At 62.9% G+C, this 17,487-nt stretch carries 17 protein-coding genes and 1 riboswitch; of the genes, 11 read left to right on the forward strand and 6 right to left on the reverse strand.

Annotated elements, in window-relative coordinates; translation table 11 throughout:
• Positions 1-116 precede the first annotated feature (116 nt).
• The 5 genes from A9K65_RS01915 to A9K65_RS01935 all read left to right on the forward strand — a co-directional run bounded on the left by A9K65_RS01915 (position 117) and on the right by A9K65_RS01935 (position 5,471).
• Positions 117-1,706: an ABC transporter substrate-binding protein gene (locus tag A9K65_RS01915; protein ID WP_024501943.1), complete on the forward strand. Its 1,590-nt coding sequence runs from the start codon at positions 117-119 to the stop codon at positions 1,704-1,706.
• A gap of 97 nt (positions 1,707-1,803) precedes the next feature.
• Positions 1,804-2,643, forward strand: coding sequence for an alkaline phosphatase family protein (locus A9K65_RS01920; RefSeq protein ID WP_084015589.1), 840 nt, complete (start codon positions 1,804-1,806; stop codon positions 2,641-2,643).
• A 170-nt stretch (positions 2,644-2,813) separates the two neighbouring features.
• Positions 2,814-3,380, forward strand: a complete 567-nt coding sequence (locus A9K65_RS01925; RefSeq protein ID WP_027163789.1) for a sigma-70 family RNA polymerase sigma factor — start codon at positions 2,814-2,816, stop codon at positions 3,378-3,380.
• Entirely contained in the window at positions 3,377-4,045 is a 669-nt protein-coding gene (locus A9K65_RS01930) for an anti-sigma factor (protein WP_082826721.1), read from the forward strand. The genes A9K65_RS01925 and A9K65_RS01930 overlap by 4 nt, the downstream gene beginning before the upstream one ends.
• Complete coding sequence (locus A9K65_RS01935; RefSeq protein WP_064992884.1) at positions 4,035-5,471, forward strand: S8 family serine peptidase; 1,437 nt, start codon at positions 4,035-4,037, stop codon at positions 5,469-5,471. Before A9K65_RS01930 ends, A9K65_RS01935 begins: the two co-directional genes overlap by 11 nt.
• Here the strand turns inward: A9K65_RS01935 and A9K65_RS01940 are convergent.
• Both A9K65_RS01940 and A9K65_RS01945 read right to left on the reverse strand, forming a co-directional pair.
• Entirely contained in the window at positions 5,468-5,977 is a 510-nt protein-coding gene (locus A9K65_RS01940; RefSeq protein WP_064992883.1) for a hypothetical protein, read from the reverse strand. The genes A9K65_RS01935 and A9K65_RS01940 overlap by 4 nt on opposite strands.
• A 22-nt stretch (positions 5,978-5,999) precedes the next feature.
• Complete coding sequence (locus A9K65_RS01945; protein WP_024501949.1) at positions 6,000-6,818, reverse strand: class I SAM-dependent methyltransferase; 819 nt, start codon at positions 6,816-6,818, stop codon at positions 6,000-6,002.
• A 78-nt stretch (positions 6,819-6,896) separates the two neighbouring features.
• Between A9K65_RS01945 and A9K65_RS01950 the strand changes: the two genes are divergently transcribed.
• A complete protein-coding gene (locus tag A9K65_RS01950; RefSeq protein ID WP_063171028.1) occupies positions 6,897-7,805 on the forward strand; it encodes a LysR family transcriptional regulator in 909 nt (302 codons plus the stop codon).
• Between the two features lie 119 nt (positions 7,806-7,924).
• On the opposite strand, the gene A9K65_RS01955 is transcribed toward A9K65_RS01950, so the two are convergent.
• Positions 7,925-8,947 (reverse strand): substrate-binding domain-containing protein, encoded by a 1,023-nt coding sequence (locus A9K65_RS01955; protein ID WP_064993030.1) that lies wholly within the window; start codon positions 8,945-8,947, stop codon positions 7,925-7,927.
• Between the two features lie 361 nt (positions 8,948-9,308).
• On the opposite strand from A9K65_RS01955, the gene A9K65_RS01960 reads away from it, so the two are divergent.
• From A9K65_RS01960 to ugpC, 5 genes are all read left to right on the forward strand, one after another.
• Positions 9,309-10,664, forward strand: coding sequence for an ABC transporter substrate-binding protein (locus A9K65_RS01960; RefSeq protein WP_064992882.1), 1,356 nt, complete (start codon positions 9,309-9,311; stop codon positions 10,662-10,664).
• A 226-nt stretch (positions 10,665-10,890) separates the two neighbouring features.
• Positions 10,891-11,904 (forward strand): sugar ABC transporter permease, encoded by a 1,014-nt coding sequence (locus A9K65_RS01965; RefSeq protein ID WP_064992881.1) that lies wholly within the window; start codon positions 10,891-10,893, stop codon positions 11,902-11,904.
• A gap of 1 nt (position 11,905) precedes the next feature.
• On the forward strand, positions 11,906-13,060 hold the full coding sequence (locus tag A9K65_RS01970; protein ID WP_064992880.1) for a carbohydrate ABC transporter permease: 1,155 nt from the start codon (positions 11,906-11,908) through the stop codon (positions 13,058-13,060).
• A 4-nt stretch (positions 13,061-13,064) separates the two neighbouring features.
• Positions 13,065-14,729 carry an alpha-glucosidase gene (locus A9K65_RS01975; RefSeq protein ID WP_063169812.1) on the forward strand — a complete coding sequence of 555 codons (1,665 nt, stop codon included), beginning with the start codon at positions 13,065-13,067 and terminating at the stop codon, positions 14,727-14,729.
• A 24-nt stretch (positions 14,730-14,753) separates the two neighbouring features.
• Positions 14,754-15,866, forward strand: a complete 1,113-nt coding sequence (ugpC, locus tag A9K65_RS01980; RefSeq protein ID WP_013528265.1) for a sn-glycerol-3-phosphate ABC transporter ATP-binding protein UgpC — start codon at positions 14,754-14,756, stop codon at positions 15,864-15,866.
• A gap of 79 nt (positions 15,867-15,945) precedes the next feature.
• Here ugpC and A9K65_RS01985 read toward each other — a convergent pair whose 3' ends face one another.
• From A9K65_RS01985 to A9K65_RS01995, 3 genes are all read right to left on the reverse strand, one after another.
• Complete coding sequence (locus tag A9K65_RS01985; protein ID WP_013528266.1) at positions 15,946-16,191, reverse strand: DUF680 domain-containing protein; 246 nt, start codon at positions 16,189-16,191, stop codon at positions 15,946-15,948.
• A gap of 69 nt (positions 16,192-16,260) precedes the next feature.
• Positions 16,261-16,461, reverse strand: coding sequence for a DUF680 domain-containing protein (locus A9K65_RS01990; protein ID WP_013528267.1), 201 nt, complete (start codon positions 16,459-16,461; stop codon positions 16,261-16,263).
• Positions 16,462-16,540: 79 nt separating this feature from the next.
• Complete coding sequence (locus tag A9K65_RS01995; protein WP_013528268.1) at positions 16,541-16,738, reverse strand: DUF680 domain-containing protein; 198 nt, start codon at positions 16,736-16,738, stop codon at positions 16,541-16,543.
• Between the two features lie 509 nt (positions 16,739-17,247).
• Positions 17,248-17,450, forward strand: a riboswitch (cobalamin riboswitch).
• The last annotated feature ends 37 nt before the right edge of the window (positions 17,451-17,487 follow it).

Genomic DNA, 17,487 nt, shown 5'->3' on the forward strand with positions numbered 1-17,487 from the left:
GTCAGACCAAGCTGCCACATAGGGGCGTCAGCGACCGTCATCCGGATGCAACACTAGAGCGCCACACGTCCTTCGGGACGAGCGCCGCTCGCACGACTTTTAAACAGGGGTAGGACATGAAAACTGAACTCGATTATCTCGCCGAACTCGCCGGTCACGGCCGGATATCGCGCCGTGCCTTTCTTGGGCGCGCCGCCGCGCTCGGCGTATCGGCGGCCATGATGCCGGCGCTGGCCGGCAAGGCATTTGCCCAGACGGCGGTGAAGGGCGGTATCATCAAGGCTGGCCTGCAGGGCGGGGAATCCACCAATAGCCTCGATCCGGCGCTGAATCTCAGCCAGGTAACCTTCAGCTTCGGCAAGCTTTGGGGCGAGTATCTTGTGCGCCTCACACCGGACAACAAGCTGGTCAACCTGATTGCCGAAGAGATTGGCGCCTCAGCCGACGCCAAGACATGGACGATCAAGATCCGCGATGGCATCGAGTTCCACAATGGCAAGACGGTCGGCGCGGAGGACGTTGCCGCCACCATCGAGCGCCATGCGGACGAGAAGTCCAAGTCCGGAGCACTCGGCATCCTCAAGAACATCAAGGGCGTCAAGGCGAGCGGCAAGGAAGTCATCGTCACGCTCGGCGACGCCGATGCCGACTTCCCTTATCTGATGGCCGACTACCATCTCGTCATCCAGCCGAATGGCGGCAAGGACGATCCGAATGCCGGCATCAGCGCCGGACCCTACAAGGTTAGCGTCAACCAGCCAGGCGTGCGCCATGGCGGCGAGCGTTTCGCCAATTACTGGCTTGGCGACAAGGCCGGCCACGCCGACCAGGTCGAGATCATCGTCATCAATGATGCGACCGCACGGCTTGCAGCCTTGCAAGGCGGCCAGGTGCACATGATCAACCGCGTCGAACCCAAGGTCGTCGATCTGGTCAAGCGCATCGCGGGCGTTTCCATCGAGAATGTCTCGGGCAAGGGCTACTATCCGTTCAACATGTTCTGCGACACCGCACCTTTCGACAGCAATGATCTGCGCATGGCGCTGAAGCTAGCCATGGACCGCGACGAGATGCTGGAAAAGATCCTGCGCGGCTATGGCTCGGTGGGTAACGACTTCCCGATCAACGAGGCCTATCCGCTGTTTTCCGCCGATATCGAACAGCGCAAGTTCGATCCGGACAAGGCGGCGGCAGCCTACAAGAAATCAGGCCACAGCGGCTCGATCGTGCTGCGCACCTCGGACGTCGCCTTCCCGGGCGCCGTCGATGCCGCACAGCTCTATCAGCAGTCCTGCGCCAAAGCCGGCATCAAGATCGAGATCAAGCGCGAACCCGGCGACGGCTACTGGTCGGAGGTCTGGAACAAGCAGCCCTTCTCGCTCTCCTACTGGGGCGGACGCGCCACGCAGGACCAGATGTATTCCACCGGCTATGTCTCGACCGCCGACTGGAACGACACGCGCTTCAAGCGGCCGGAATTCGACAAGATGCTGTTTACCGCGCGCGGCGAGCTCGACCAGGCCAAGCGCCAGGCGATCTACCACGATATGGCAGTGATGATGCGTGACGAAGGTGGGCTGATCGTGCCCTTCTTCAATCAGTTCATCGACGCGGCCGCCACCAACAAGATCGGCGGCTATGCCAAGAGCCCTATCGGCGAAATGATGGACGGCTACGCGCTTGCCGAGTGCTGGCTCAACGCTTGAGCAGACTCTGATCGTCCGATTTCATCTATCAGAACGCCGTGTGCCCGGGACGGCACACGGCGTTCCCGTTTCAACCGCCAACCGCATGGAGCAGCCCGTGGCGCTCAAATCCAAGCTTCTGCTGATCATCCTCGATGGCGTGCCTTACCGGAACTGGCGCCGGCTAATGGGCAATCTCGAAGGCTGGGTGCAATCGGGCGAGGCGCGCGTCTGGAAGATGCGCTCGGTGCTGCCGTCGACCTCGGCCTGCTGCTATGCCTCGATCCACACCGGGGTTTCGCCGCAGGTGCACGGGATTCTCTCCAATGAGAACCGTTTCCGCGTCGAGCAGCCCGATATCTTCTCCGAGGTCAGCAAGGCAGGCGGCAAGACGGGGGCGGTGACCCATTCCTACTGGTCGGAATTCTTCCGCGCCTACCCGTTCGACCTGGTCGAGGGCATGGAATTCGACGAGCCAGGCGGGCCGATCACGCATGGCCGCTTCCACACCATGACCGGTTACAATCTCCGCAACCAGATGACGCCGAGCGATGTCGACCTGTTCGCGACGCTGACCATGCTGACGAAACGCCATGGCATTGACTACGGCATCCTGCACACCTGCACGCTGGATTCGATGGGACACCGCTTCGGCCACGACTGCCACGAGATGGACCATGCCGTCTATGCGATGGACGGCATGCTGGCCGCCTTCCTGCCGCGCTGGATCGAAGCCGGCTATGAGGTGATCGTGACCGCCGATCACGGCCAGACCGATCGTGGCCATCACGGCGGCCATGACGACGAGATGCAGGATTTCGCGCTGTATTATTTTGGACAAGGCAAAGGGCCGGATGCGGACACACTACTCGACCAGCTGCAGCTGGCGCCGACGGTGCTGAGCCGACTGGGTGTTCCCGTGCCCGCGACGATGAAGGCGAAGTCTTTCTTGGAGTGAGAAGCGGTCCGCGAAGCTCTTCCCTTCTGCCCTTGTGGGAGAAGGAAGAGGCGCACCTCTGGCAACCTCCGCGCTCTTCGGTTAGCCTCCGCAAAATTCCTTGGCGGAGGATGAACCTTTTTGGGCCGATCAGCGACAGAGCAGACAGGAGCCAGGCGGCTCGACCGGCCATGACGGCAGCGACGGAGACCGATCGCGCGCTCGTCGACCGGGTCGCGAAGGGCGACCGAGCCGCCGTGCGGCTCCTGTTCATGCGTCACCACGCGCGGGTCTACCGCTTCGTGGCGCGCCAGACGGGATCGGAAATGATGGCCGACGATATCGCCAACGAAGTCTTCCTCGAGTTGTGGCGCCAGGCGCCCGGCTTCGAAGGGCGTTCCGAAGTCTCGACATGGCTGCTCGGCATTGCCCGTTTCAAGGCGCTGTCCTTTCTGCGCAAGAAGAAGGAAGACTGGATCGACGACGAGGCCGCCGCCGCGGTGCCCGACGGCGCCGACACGCCGGAAGTCGTCACCATGAAGGAAGACAAGGCGGCCGCCCTGCGGCGCTTCGTCGACGCCTTGCCGGAAGAGCATCGCGTCGTCATCGATCTTGCCTATTATCACGGGCAGTCGGTGAGCGAGATCAGCGAGGTGCTCGACATTCCGGTCGCCACCGTCAAGACCCGGATGTTCTACGCCCGCAAGAAACTCGGCGAGGCTCTCAAGGCCGCCGGTTACGACAGGGGGTGGCCATGAGCGCCGCTGAAAAGATGTCGCGCCGCGACGAAATGGAAACGCTGCTGCCGTTCTACCTGAACGGCTCGCTGGAAGGTTCCGACCTGGAAGCGGTCGAGGAATGGCTGGCCAGCGATCCGGCCGCACTTGCCGCCCTTGGCGAAGCTGAAGCCGAATTCTCCGGCGCCACGGCCGCCAACGAAGCAATCCGGCCGCCGGCCGATGCGCTCAGCCGCTTTGCCAAGGCACTCGACGCCGAGGCCGGGCCTGCGCGCAAGCCGGCAGGATCGTCCTGGCTGGCGCAGGCCTGGGGCCGCTTCATGGCGGTGCCGGTCGGCGTCGCCTGGGCGGCAGCCGCGGTTCTGCTGGCGCTGGTCATGGTGCAGTCGTTTGTCGAACCCGGCGGAAAGGGCAATGATTTCGAGATTGCCGGCGCGCAAGACGATCTGGCGAAAATGCCGTACGCCCTGGTCAAGTTCAAGCCGGATGCGAAGATGTCGGACATTTCCGCCTTCCTCGGCAGCAACGGGCTGAAGATCGTCGGCGGACCGACCGCCGACGGCGTGTTCCGGCTTGGCATCCCGGCTGCCAACGCAGCCGACTACACCAGGCAAATCGGCCTTGTTGCCGCCCAGGCTTTCACGGAGACTGTGATCGAGGGAAGGAAACCGGTTGATGGCGGCTGAGGCGGTCATTCGATTTGCGGCAATGCTTGCGGCGGCGATGACAATCGTCGCCGTGCCCGCGTCGGCGCAGACCAACGATCCCAATCCCGACCAGACGAAAATCGACTGCCGCGACGGGACCAATGCGGCAGGCGCCGACAGCGCCAAGGATGGCAGCGACACAGAGGGCGGATCGGATGCGGCGCAATCCGGCGCGGTGTTCCTGCCGGCCCTGATCGTCGACCTGTTTCCCAACCCGGCGGCGCCCCCGACCCCTGTGCCGACGCCACGGCCCGAACCGGCGACGCCGCCGGCCGATACTCAAGCCGGCCCCCCGCCCGGTGGCCCGATCGTCTCGCCGACCGATCTCATTGCCGTTCAGCCGCCGCGCGCGGTGGTTGGCGATTTCGTGCCCGACGAGGTGCTGGTGACCGTCGACGGCGATGCCGGCGCTGTCCAGCAGATCGCCGCCTCCTTCGGCCTGCAGGTGCGCTCGCAGCGCCAGTCGCGCCTGCTTGGCACCACACTGGTGCGCTTCGGCATTCCCGACGGCCGGCCCGTCGGCGTCGTGCTGGCGCAACTGGCCGCCGACGGCCGCACCCAGCGGCGCGAGCCCAATCACGTCTATTCGCTGCAGCAGGCCGCCGGCATCGTCAACTATGCGTTCGACCGCATTGCACTCGATTCCAAGCAGGCCAGCGGAGAAAACGTCCGCATCGCGGTGATCGACACCGGCATCGACGACACCAACCCGGCGCTCTCGGGCGTCATTGCCGGGCAGTTCGACGCCATGCCCGACGTGCCGATCGAAAAGCGCGATCACGGCACGTCGATCGACGGGCTGATCGCCGGCGTCGGCGCGCTGGAAGGCATGGCACCGGGCGCAAAAATCTATCACGCCCGCGCCTTCGAGGGCGGCAAGTCGACCATGGACGTCATCCTGTCGGCGCTCGACTGGGCGGCGGAACAGGACGTGCGCATCATCAATATGAGCTTTGTCGGGCCGAAGAACGATTTGCTCGGCGTCGCCTGCCGCAATGCCCGCGCGCTCGGCATGGTGCTGGTCGCCGCAGCCGGTAACAACGGGCCGAAGGCGCCCTATGGCTATCCGGCCGCCTTCGATGGTGTCATCGCGGTGACCGCCACCGATGCCAAGGACGGGCTGATGCCGCAGGCCAATCGCGGCGCCTATGTCTTCATCTCGGCACCCGGCGTCGAGATGGTGGCGCCGAGCGGCGCCGGCTCGGATGTGGTCACAGGCACCTCGTTTGCCGCGGCGATCGTGAGCGGCGCCATCGCCAATCTCATCCATGCCGCGCCCGATCGCTCGGCCGACGACATCGAAAAGGCGCTCGCGGCAACGGCCAGGGATCTCGGCCCCAAGGGACGCGACAATGATTTCGGCTACGGCCTGCTGGACATCAAGGCGGCGGCGGCAAAGGACTAGTCTGCGACAGTCCAAGCCGCGGCTTGCGGAGGACGCACCAGAAAATAGAACGCGACGATGTGCGTGATCATCAGCAGCGGCACGTAGATGATCGGGATCGCGTAGGTGGCGCCCAGTTCGCCCGCACGCTGGGGGAGGCCGACCTGGATGGCGTGGTAATAGTCTACGATCAGATCAACCGCCCCGACCAGATTGAAGGCGACGACGAGCGCCCAGAAGAGCCGAGGTATCCTTGCCGTGAGCAGCGCCAGCATGGCCAGCACTCCTGTTGCAAGGTCGCCGTAGGCAGCAAACACGGCAAAGCCGGCAGGCAAATCGGGGCTGACGACACCCGGAACGAGGAAGACCAGCCCGAAGAAGCGGAAGCTGTGCAGAGTGGCAACAGCGCGCTGCGCCGCGACCCGGTCCATCGACCTGAGCCACGGCAAACCGTATAAACCGAAGCAAAGCAGCCACGCGACATAGCCCAGAACAAGATGGATTTGGAACACGATCTCGGTTGACATCTGGCCTCCCTCGGCAACTGGTTCATGCGGCCTCGAACACTGCGGTCAGGATACCGAGCCGACCTTGCATAAGATTTCGTCCGAGGTTGGCCGCAAGCTCAGCGAAGTCCGGTCCCATCACCACGCCGAGATTGGGCGAAGGCGGCGGCCCCGACGCGCGCAACTGTGCGAACCACGCCTTGGCGGCATCGGTGTCGTCTTGCCATGCCAGCATGCGGAAGCTGGCCGGTTCGATCGCCTCGCGCGTCGCACCGGCTGTTAGGAGAAAGCTCGTCGCCGGCGTTCTCGCCCAGGGAAGCGGATAGTGCGGCTCGCCTCCAGACAACACGACGTCGTATGTGGCAAACCTGCCGCCTGGCTTCAGCACGCGCCGAATCTCGCTGTAGAGCAGCGTCCGGTCAGAGATGTTCATCGCCACGTGCTGCAACAGCACCGCGTCGAAACGGCCATCGTCGAATGGGAGCTCCAATGCGCTGGCGGTCTGGAACGACAGCTGCCCGCTCTGTCCCGTGCGCTCGGTCAGATAGCGCGCGGCATCCACGAAAGGCTCGCTGAGATCCACGCCAGTAACCCGGCAGCCATAGGTCGCAGCCAGAAAGCGCGCCGGCCCACCGACGCCCGAGCCGACGTCCAGTATCGACATGCCGGCAGCGATCCCCGCCAATTGGGCAAGCTCGGCGGTGGCAGCTAGCCCACGGGTGTGAAACTGGTCGAGAACGCCCAATTGTTGGGGCGTGAGGAGCTGGTCCTCCGGGCCGAGGGCAGCCAACACCGTCTTCAGCCGCTCGGTCAGGCCCGTCGCGCGATAATGGTCGCGTACCCCTTCAAGTTCATCGGTCATCGCATGATGTCTCCTAGGTTCAGCTCATACCTAGGCCCACTTCCATAATTCGACTACCCGGCGTAATAACAACAACCTATGAAGCAGAACTACACAGTCCGACATGGTGCGCTGGAGGGCATCGAGGCGTTCCTGGCTGTCGCCAGGCACCGCAACTTCCGCCGCGCCGCAGCGCAACTCGGCGTGACACCGTCCGCCGTGAGCCAGGCGGTGCGCGCGCTGGAGGCACGCATGGGTGCGGCGCTGTTCGTCCGCACGACACGGAGCGTCGGCTTGACCGAGCCTGGCCAGCGGTTCCTCGATCGTGCCGGCCCTGCTTTCGAAGAACTCGTCGCGGCCGGCGAGGCCGTGCGTGACATCGGCCAACGGCCGACCGGTCTGCTGCGCCTGTCCGTGCCCCGCGCTGTCGTGCCGTTGATCCTGGAGCCGATGATCGCGTCGTTCTGCCGGGCTTACCCCGAGATCGAACTGGAGATCGCCGCGAGCGACGAGATGGTCGATCTCGCGGCCGGCGGGTTCGATGCCGGCATCCGTCTCGGCCAGTTCATTGCGGTCGACATGGTCGCGGTGCGGCTAACCCCATCGTTTTCGTTCGTGGTCGTCGGCAGCCCTGACTATCTCAAACGCCACGGCCGCCCCGAACGCGTCGACGATCTGCGCAACCACGCCTGCCTGCGCTTGCGCCGTTCGAATGGCGCCATAGCGCCCTGGGCTTTCGTCGACGGCAACGAGGCGATCGAGGCGATGCTCTCAGGCCCGCTGATAGCGCACGATTATCCGACATTGCTCGGGGCCGCGATGCGGGGCGTCGGGCTGGCGCAGACGCCTCGACCAATCGCTGAAGCTCCGATAGCCGAAGGTAAACTGGAACCGGTGCTGGACGGCATCGCCGCCACGACGCCGGGCGTCTTCCTGTATCATCCCGGCAAGCGCCAAGTCCTGCCGAAGCTGCGCGCCTTCATCGACCACCTCAAATCCGCGGCGTGAGATATCGGAATCCGGCCCCCTTGCGGTGGTCTCCCTACTGCCGGCGTCGGGCGAGATTGATGCGGCGTGAGTGTCGCGTCTCAACTCGATCCCGCAGAGCACATGGATTTGATCTCCAGCTACGCCGGCGCACCGGCGACTGACCCTCTCACCACCAGGTCGACCGGCCAGACCTCGCCTCGCGCGCCCTCCTCCAGTCCTGAAATCCGTGCCGCCAGCCGCTCGGCGACACGGGCGCCGGCGAGACGGATCGATGAACGCGTCGTCGACAGCGGCACCGAGAAATTCTCCGGTCTCAGCCAGGGGAAGACATCGTCATGGGCGATCAGCGAGACGTCGCCCGGAATGCTCAAGCCGAGGTCGCGCACCGCACGCACGACGCCCAGCGCCATGATCAGGCTGGAGCAGGCGATCGCCGTCGGCGCATCGTCCCCTTCCAGCAAACGCCTGGTGGCGCGATAGCCGTTCTCCTCGGTCATATCGACCGAGCAGACATGGCGTTCGCTCAATGTCAGTCCGCTCGCGGCGAGTGCCCGGCGCACGCCGCGTTCGCGATGGATGGCGAAGGTCTCGCGGTCGTCACCGTTGATCAGCGCCAGCCGCCGATGACCGAGCTGGATCAGCAGCCTGGCCGCTTCGTGGAAGGCGCCCTCATTGTCGATGTCGGTGAAGGCATAGTCGAAATCGAAGCCCTCACTGCGGCCATGGACGATGAAGGGAATGCCGAGCGTGTTGACCAGCGCCACGCGCCGGTCAGCGGGCCTTGGAGAGGAGATATAAACAGCGTCGACCTGCCGGTTGGCGACGATGCGCCGGTAGGTCGTCTCCTGGTCGTCGGCGTCGGCCGGCGACAGCACAAGGTCGAGCTCGTGCGAGCGAGCATAGTCGCCAAGGCCGGACAGGAACTCGACGAAATGCGGATCGATGTCGACGGACGCACCGGTCGGCAGGACATAGCCGATCATGCCGGTCTTGCCGGTCGCCAGCCGGCGCGCGCTCGGGTTGGGCCGATAGCCATGGCGCTTGGCGGCATCCATGACACGCCTGCGCGTCTCCTCGTTGACCTCGGGATAGCCGTTCAGCGCGCGGCTTACCGTGGTTTGCGAAAGTGCCAGCATGTGGGCGAGCTGCTTGAGGTTCACGAAAGTCTCCATTCCCTCAAAGCGCTTTTAAATTGAATCGACCCAAGTGCCATCGGGGCCGAGCCATACGAAGCCCAACCATAGACGCGGTTTGGGCATGTTTGAAACAAAAATTGCTGCTGCACTGCCATAATAGCGTGCTGCGACGCACTTTTAGGGCGCAAATGCGCGAACCTAAATCGATTGATTCGCCAGCCTCTTGACTTCCCCGCGATTCAATGGCGTGATCGAAAAAGCCAAAGCGCTTTGGAAGACTCTTCGAAAGGTTGCGGTTCCTTTCCGACTGAGTCACAGTCCTGCGGCGTCGGCGGGCGGAATGGAGGTTCCGTCCGGTGTGTGAGACCCACTGGGAGGAATACCGATGAAGAAAATGCTTTTGCTGGGTGCTGCGTTTGCCACGTTCGCCCTGAACGCGCCCGCGCAGGCCGAACTGAAGTTCAAGCCCGGCGAAGACAAGCGCTTCAACTGGGCGAACTACGAAGAGCTCAAGAAAGTCGACCTCAAGGGTGAGACGCTGTCGATCTTCGGACCGTGGCGCGGCGAGGACGAAGGCCTGGTGCGCGGCGTTCTCGACTATTTCTCGGAAGCCACCGGCGTCGAGATCAAATACTCCTCCTCGGAGAATTACGAGCAGCAGATCGTCATCGACACGCAGGCCGGCAGCCCGCCCAACATCGCCGTGCTGCCGCAGCCGGGCCTCATCCAGGACCTGGCGTCGAAGGGCCTTTTGACGCCGCTCGGTGACGACACCGCCAAATGGGTCAAGGACAATTACGGCGCCGGCCAGTCATGGGTCGATCTCGGCACCTTCAAGGACAAGGACGGCAAGCCGGGCTTCTTCGCCTTCCCTTACAAGGCCGACGTGAAGTCGCTGGTCTGGTACTCGCCGGATAATTTCGAGGAAGCCGGCTACAAGGTGCCGAAGACCCAGGAAGAACTCGCCGATCTCGAAAAGAAGATCATCGCCGATGGCGGCAAGCCGTGGTGCATCGGCCTCGGCTCCGGCGGTGCCACCGGCTGGCCGGCAACCGACTGGGTCGAAGACCTGATGCTGCGCACCCAGCCTCCGGAGGTCTACGACAAATGGGTGAAGAACGAGATCCCGTTCAACGATCCGGCGGTGGTCAGTGCCATCGACATTTTCGGCAAGATCGCGACCGACGACAAGATGGTCGACGGCGGCGCCAAGGCGGTTGCGGCGACCGATTTCCGCGACAGCCCGAAGGGCCTCTTTTCGGTGCCGCCGAAATGCTACCTGCACCACCAGGCATCGTTCATCCCGACCTTCTTCCCGGAAGGTACCAAGGTCGGCCAGGACGCGGACTTCTTCTACTTCCCGCCCTATGCCGCCAAGCCTGAACTGGGCACGCCCGTGCTCGGCGCCGGTACGCTGGCGATGATCACCAAGGACAGCAAGAGTGCGCGCGCGTTCATCGAATTCCTGAAGATGCCGCTCGCCCACGAGATCTGGATGGCCGAGGGCGGCTTCGTGACGCCGCTCAAGTCGGTCAACAAGGATGCCTATGCCAGCGACGCGCTGAAGAAACAGGGCGAAATCCTCGCCAATGCCTCGACCTTCCGCTTCGACGGTTCCGACCTGATGCCGGGCAAGATCGGCGCCGGCGCCTTCTGGACCGGCATGATCGATCTGGTCGGCGGCAAGTCCGCACAGGACGTCGCCACCGACATCCAGAAGAGCTGGGACGCGATCAAGTAGCGGCCGGCACTAGACGACCAACCATTCTCGCACTGGATCCGGGCCGTACCGGCCCGGATCCGACGGCGGCCCGTGCCGCAGCCTTTCGTCATGAGCGCATTGACATGAAGCGCGATCGGTAATGTGCGCAAGCCGCCGATGACGCGCTCCAAACAACTGAATCGGCGCCTGGTCCCCGTCACCAAGGTCATTCCTTGTCGGGTCATGCGCAGGGGGAGAGGGACCCATGGCGGCTCAGATTTTCTCGGCCATTTTCGTCATCATCGTCGGGGTCGGCGGTTGCGTCGCCTATTTCTGGGGCGCCAACAGACTGGTCGACCTGATATTCCCGTCACGCGGCGTCGCCGGTGCCGCGGCCATCGACAATCTGCGCCGGCAAGGGTTGGTCCGGCCATGGCTGTTCGTCGGCCCGGCGATGATCATCCTCACCATTTACCTGATCTATCCGGTGGTCGAGACGCTGCGGCTGTCGTTCCTCGATCGCGGCGGCATCAGTTTCGTCGGTCTGGCGAACTATGAATGGGCGTTCGGCGATCGCGAGTTCCGCAACTCGATCCTCAACAACATCGTCTGGCTGGCGGTGGTGCCGGCTGCCTGCACCTTCCTCGGGCTGATCATCGCCGTGCTCACCGACAAGATCTGGTGGGGCACGATCGCCAAGAGCCTGATCTTCCTGCCATTGGCGATCTCCTTCGTCGGCGCCAGCGTGATCTGGAAATTCATCTACGAGTATCGCGGCGAAGGCCAGACGCAGATCGGCATCCTCAACGCCATCATCCAGCATTTCGGCGGCCAGCCGCAGGTCTGGATATCGCTGCCGTTCTGGAACAATTTCTTCCTGATGATCATCCTGATCTGGATCCAGACCGGCTTTGCCATGGTCATCCTGTCTTCCGCCCTGCGCGGCATCCCCGAGGAAACGCTGGAAGCCGCCGTCATCGACGGCGCCAATCCGTTCCAGATCTTCTGGAAGATCATGGTGCCGCAGATCTGGGGCACCATCGCCGTGGTCTGGACCACGATCACCATTCTGGTGCTCAAAGTATTCGACATCGTGCTGACCATGACCAACGGCCAGTGGAACAGCCAGGTGCTGGCCAATCTGATGTTCGACTGGATGTTCCGCGGCGGCGGCGATTTCGGCCGCGGCGCCACCATCGCCATCATCATCATGATTGCGGTCATTCCGATCATGGTCTGGAACATCCGCCAGGCGAACAAAGAGACGGGAGGACATTGAGATGGCCGTCGCGACCGGAAATTCCTTCGCCAGCCGCTTCGGCGTCCACATCGCCGTGCTCATCTTCGTCGCGATCTGGACCATACCGACCCTTGGCATCCTGGTTTCGTCGCTGCGCGACAAGAACCAGATCATCGCCTCGGGCTGGTGGAACTCGTTCGCCAGTTCCACACAGACGGAAGCCGGCCGGCTGCCGCCCGCCTCGGCGCAAGTCGAGAAGGCCGGCAAGTTCGTCCTCGAGGGCAATATCTTCGGCGACGGCGCCAAGCGCGACATCAGCGCCTTCGGGGTCAAATCGGCGGCACCGACGCAGTATCCCGCCGGCACCACAGCCGATCTCGGCGACGGCGTGACCTTGCAGCTCAATGCCGACGGCAGCTTCGTCATGCAGTCCCCGAAAGCGTTCGAAGGCGATCGTGGCCAGCGCGTCTATTATGCTTCGTCGGCGCCGCCGAAATTCACCACCGATAATTACAAAACCGTGCTGTTTTCCGAAGGCATCGGACGGTCTTTCATGAATTCCCTGACCGTCACCATTCCGGCGACCGTCATCCCGATCCTGATCGCCGCCTTTGCCGCTTATGCGCTGGCCTGGATGCGGTTTCCCGGCCGGGCGCTGCTGATCGCGGTCATCATCGGCTTGCTGGTGGTGCCGTTGCAGATGTCGCTGATCCCGCTGTTGAAGCTCTACAACGGCGTCGGCGCTTTCTTCGGCATGCCGTCGAAGACCTATCTCGGCATCTGGCTGGCGCATACCGGCTTCGGCCTGCCCTTCGCCATCTACCTGCTGCGCAGCTACATTGCCGGCCTGCCGCGCGAAATCATGGAATCGGCGCGCATCGACGGCGCCAGCGATTTCGAGATCTTCGTCAAGATCGTCTTGCCGCTGTCGTTTCCGGTGCTGGCTTCGTTTGCCATCTTCCAATTCCTGTGGGTATGGAACGATCTGCTGGTGGCGATGGTTTTCCTCGGTACGGAGGCAGACCAGATCGTGCTGACCGCCAAGCTCAACGCCCTGTTGGGCTCACGCGGCGGCGACTGGGAGATTCTGACGACATCGGCTTTCGTGACCATCATCGTGCCGCTGATCGTGTTCTTCTCGCTGCAGCGCTATTTTGTCCGCGGGCTGCTTGCCGGCTCGGTGAAAGGAGGCTGAGACGATGCAATCCGCTTTGAAGGCCAGCTCGAAGCCTGACCTCGCTATCGATCGCGACTGGTGGCGGGGCGCGGTGATCTACCAGATTTATCCGCGCAGCTACCAGGACTCGAACGGCGACGGCATCGGTGACCTTAAGGGCATCATCGGGCGGCTACCCTACATCGCGGCACTCGGTGCGGACGCCATCTGGATTTCGCCGTTCTTCAAGTCGCCGATGAAGGATTTCGGCTATGACGTGTCGGATTACTGCGACGTCGATCCGATGTTCGGCACGCTGGCCGACTTCGACGCGCTGACCGCCGAGGCACACAGGCTGGGCTTGAAGGTGATGATCGACGAGGTGCTGTCGCACACCGCCGACAACCACCCGTGGTTCAAGGAAAGCCGGTCGAGCCGCAGCAACCCGAAAGCCGACTGGTACGTCTGGGCAGACGCCAGGCCGGACGGCACGCCGCCCAACAACTGGCTGTCGATCTTCGGCGGCTCGGCCTGGCAATGGGACACCAGCCGCCAGCAATATTACATGCACAATTTTCTGGCCGAGCAGCCCGACCTCAACTTCCACAACCACGAGGTCCAGGACGCGTTGCTCGACGTCACCCGCTTCTGGCTGGAGCGCGGCGTCGATGGTTTCCGGCTCGACACCATCAATTTCTACTTCCACAGCCAGGGCTTGGAAAACAACCCGCCGCTGCCGCCGGAAGAGCGCAACGACCAGACCGCGCCGGCGGTCAACCCCTACAACTACCAGGACCATCTCTACGACAAGAGCCGGCCCGAGAATCTCGGCTTCCTCGAACGGTTCCGTGCCCTGCTCGATGAATATCCGGCAACGGCAGCGGTCGGGGAGGTCGGCGATTCGCAGCGTGGGCTTGAAGTGGTGGCCGCCTACACCGCCGGCGGCAAGCGCGTGCACATGTGCTACTCCTTCGATTTCCTGGCGCCGGAAAAGATCAGCGCGGGCAAGGTCCGCTCGGTGCTGGAATCCTTCGGCAAGGTCGCCAGCGATGGCTGGTCGTGCTGGGCCTTCTCCAACCACGATGTAATGCGCCCGGCCTCGCGCTGGGCCGCCAATGAGCCCGACCCGACCGCCTACCTCAAGGTCATCTCGGCGCTGCTGATGTCCTTGCGCGGTTCGGTCTGCATCTATCAGGGTGAGGAACTTGGGCTCGGCGAGGCCGACCTTCGGTTCGAGGATTTGCAGGATCCCTACGGCATCCGCTTCTGGCCTGAATTCAAGGGCCGCGACGGCTGCCGCACACCGATGGTGTGGGACGGCGGCGCCAAGAATGGCGGCTTCTCCCAGGCAAAACCCTGGCTGCCGGTGCCGGCCAAGCATTTGGCGCAAGCGGTCAATGTCCAGCAGGGCGACGAGGCTTCGCTGCTCGAGCACTACCGGCGCTTTCTCAGCTTCCGGCGTGCCCATCCGGCGCTGGCCAAGGGCGACATCACCTTCATCGAAAGTGAGGGAGATACCGTCGCCTTCACGCGCCGCGCAGGCAACGAGCAGATCGTCTGCGTCTTCAATCTGGGAGCCGGGCGGGCCAAGGTTGACCTTGGCGGCCGATCGCTGCAACCTCTGCCCGGGCACGGATTTTCGGGGCAGGCGAGCAGCGGTTCCATCGAGCTTGGCGGCTACGGCGCCTGGTTCGGGCGTCTCGACTGAATTTCCAATCACTGGAGGAAACCAATGGCCGATGTCACGCTAAGACAAGTGAAGAAGTCCTACGGCAATCTGAACATTCTCCACGGCATCGACCTCGATATTAAGTCGGGCGAGTTCATCGTCTTCGTCGGCCCGTCGGGCTGCGGCAAGTCGACATTGCTGAGGTCGATCGCCGGGCTCGAGGAAATCACCTCCGGCGAACTCAGAATAGCCGGCGAAGTGGTGAACGACGTGCCGCCGTCGAAGCGGGGCATCGCCATGGTGTTCCAGTCCTACGCGCTGTACCCGCACATGACCGTCTACGACAACATGGCGTTCTCGATGAAGATCGGCAAAGAGAACAAGGCCGAGATCGACCGCCGCGTGCGCCAGGCCGCCGAGATCCTGCAGCTGACCAAATATCTCGACCGGCTGCCCAAGGCGATGTCGGGTGGCCAGCGCCAGCGCGTCGCCATCGGCCGCGCCATCGTGCGCAATCCGAAGGTGTTCCTGTTCGACGAGCCGCTTTCGAACCTCGACGCCGCGCTGCGCGTCGCCACCCGCATCGAGATCGCCAAGCTCAAGGAATCGATGCCCAACACGACCATGATCTACGTTACCCACGACCAGGTCGAGGCGATGACGCTGGCCGACCGCATCGTGGTGCTCAAGGACGGCCATATCGAGCAGGTCGGCACGCCGATGGACCTCTACAAGAAGCCCGGCAATCTGTTCGTTGCCCAGTTCATCGGCTCGCCGGCCATGAACATCCTGCCGGCGACCATCGAAAAGACCGGAAACCCGACCGTCGTCAGCCATGTCGGCGGACGCAAGGCGACCGTGCCGATTGCGACGCCGGCTTCGGCAAAGGGCGCCGCGGTGAGCTTTGGCGTGCGGCCGGAGGACCTGATCATCGCCAGCGGCGCGGACTATCTGTTCGAGGGGACGGTCGACTATGTCGAGCAACTCGGCGAGGTGCAGCTTGTCTATGTCGACATCGGCCGCGCCGATCTGCCGCTGGTGACCAAGCTGCCCGGCAATGTCGAGGTCAAGCGCGGCTCGACATTGCGGCTGAGCGCCAATGGCGAGGACCTGCATATCTTCGACGCGGATGGACGTTCTTTCGCGTTGCATGAAGTGGAAGCAAAGGCGGCTTAACCGCAATTACCGTGTCAGGCACAAAAAAGAGCGGCGGGCCGGGCCCGCCGCTCTTTGACTTGGAGATCGACTTCGGTTGTTAGTTGTTGCCGAAGAGGTTGCGGTCGGCACCTTGCGGAGCAGACTTCTGGGTGGTGTCACCCGACGAGTTCAGCAGCTTGTAAACCGGCGAACCGGTGTTGCGTACCGAAGAGGTGCGCGTGCTGTCGACCGAAGTCGTGGCGGCAGGCTGATTGGCACCATTGGAGCCAAAGTTGTCGCTGCCGGCGAAGGCACTGCCGGTGATGGCCAGAACGGCGGCGGCAGCAATAAGGATCTTGTTCATTTTAGTCTCCTGAATTCTGGATTTCGCCAGGACGGCAGACACAGCTGCCGTCGGTTGCGAAATTGGTTGTTAGCGACCGAAGAGGTTACGGTCGCTGCCCTGAGCGGGCGTCTGGGCAGCCGGTTCCGAGGTCTTGGTGGAAGCCGTGTACGACTGGTCCACAGCGGCGGCAGGCTGGTTCGGGCCGTTCGAACCGTAGTTGTCGCTGCCCGCGAAAGCGCTGCCGGTGATGGCCAGAACGGCGGCGGCAGCAATGAGGATCTTGTTCATCTTGAATACTCCTGAATGTCTGAATTTCGCCAGGGCGGCGGGCGAGCCCGCCGTCGACCGGAAAACTGGGAATCGGCTGTTAGTTGTTGCCGAAGAGGTTGCGGTCAGCACCCTGGGCAGGCGCCTGAGCAGCCGGTTCCGACTTCTTGGTCGAAGCGGTGTACGAGCTGTCGACAGCAGTGGCTGCCGCGGCGTTCGAACCGTAGTGGTCGCTACCAGCGAAGGCGCTGCCGGAAATGGCCAGAAGGGCTGCGGCAGTGAGAATGATCTTTTTCATTTTTGGTACTCCAGTATCGTCTTTTTCCGTCCGTCTAGCGGCGTGTCTTGGAAATGAAATCGCGTCGTTCGGACAGCCCCGATGTGGGAGGGCAAGGTCGTCTTTTCCAATCACGAAGTTGTTCCGTGTGGACCATGAATCCACACCTTGAAATTGTGCCAACGGAATCTACGGATGCATTTTTCTTCTTCACATCAGTGCGTTAGGTGTATCCACCTGATGGATCACTGACTGTTTCAGAGGCCCAGCGTTCACACCGTCCTGCACGCACCGTCAACAGAAACGAACCGTTCGGTTCGATTTTAGAGCAAGCTAATAGTCACTTTTCGAAACCGTTAACCTTTTTTGACCCCCGCGAAGGGTCGGATTCGCGAAGATCGCAGCCGGCAAATGGCCGCCCGGGAGGTGGGATCTCGGCCCGCGACGATCTGCAGTAGCGTTTCGCATGCCGTGTCGCGCCGCATGGATACGATGTCGTTTTCATGCCGACGGCGCGCCCGCGATCGTGGTTAGATCATACCATCTCAGGTGCCGCTTCGTGACGACGAGGCGGAGAATTGGGAAGCCGGTCAGAATCCGGCGCTGCCCCCGCAACGGTGGTGGAGTTCAAGTCGCAACGGGAGACCACTGGGCAACCGCCTGGGAAGGTGTCGCGATGGTCCGCAAGGACAACTCCAGAGCCCGGAAACCAGCCCGAGATTTTTAGACTCGACTGATCGCGGTGGGCGGTCAAGAGGTGGATAGCGCAT

Source organism: Mesorhizobium sp. WSM1497 (assembly GCF_001672455.2).
In the GTDB taxonomy this organism is placed as follows: Bacteria; Pseudomonadota; Alphaproteobacteria; order Rhizobiales; family Rhizobiaceae; genus Mesorhizobium; species Mesorhizobium ciceri.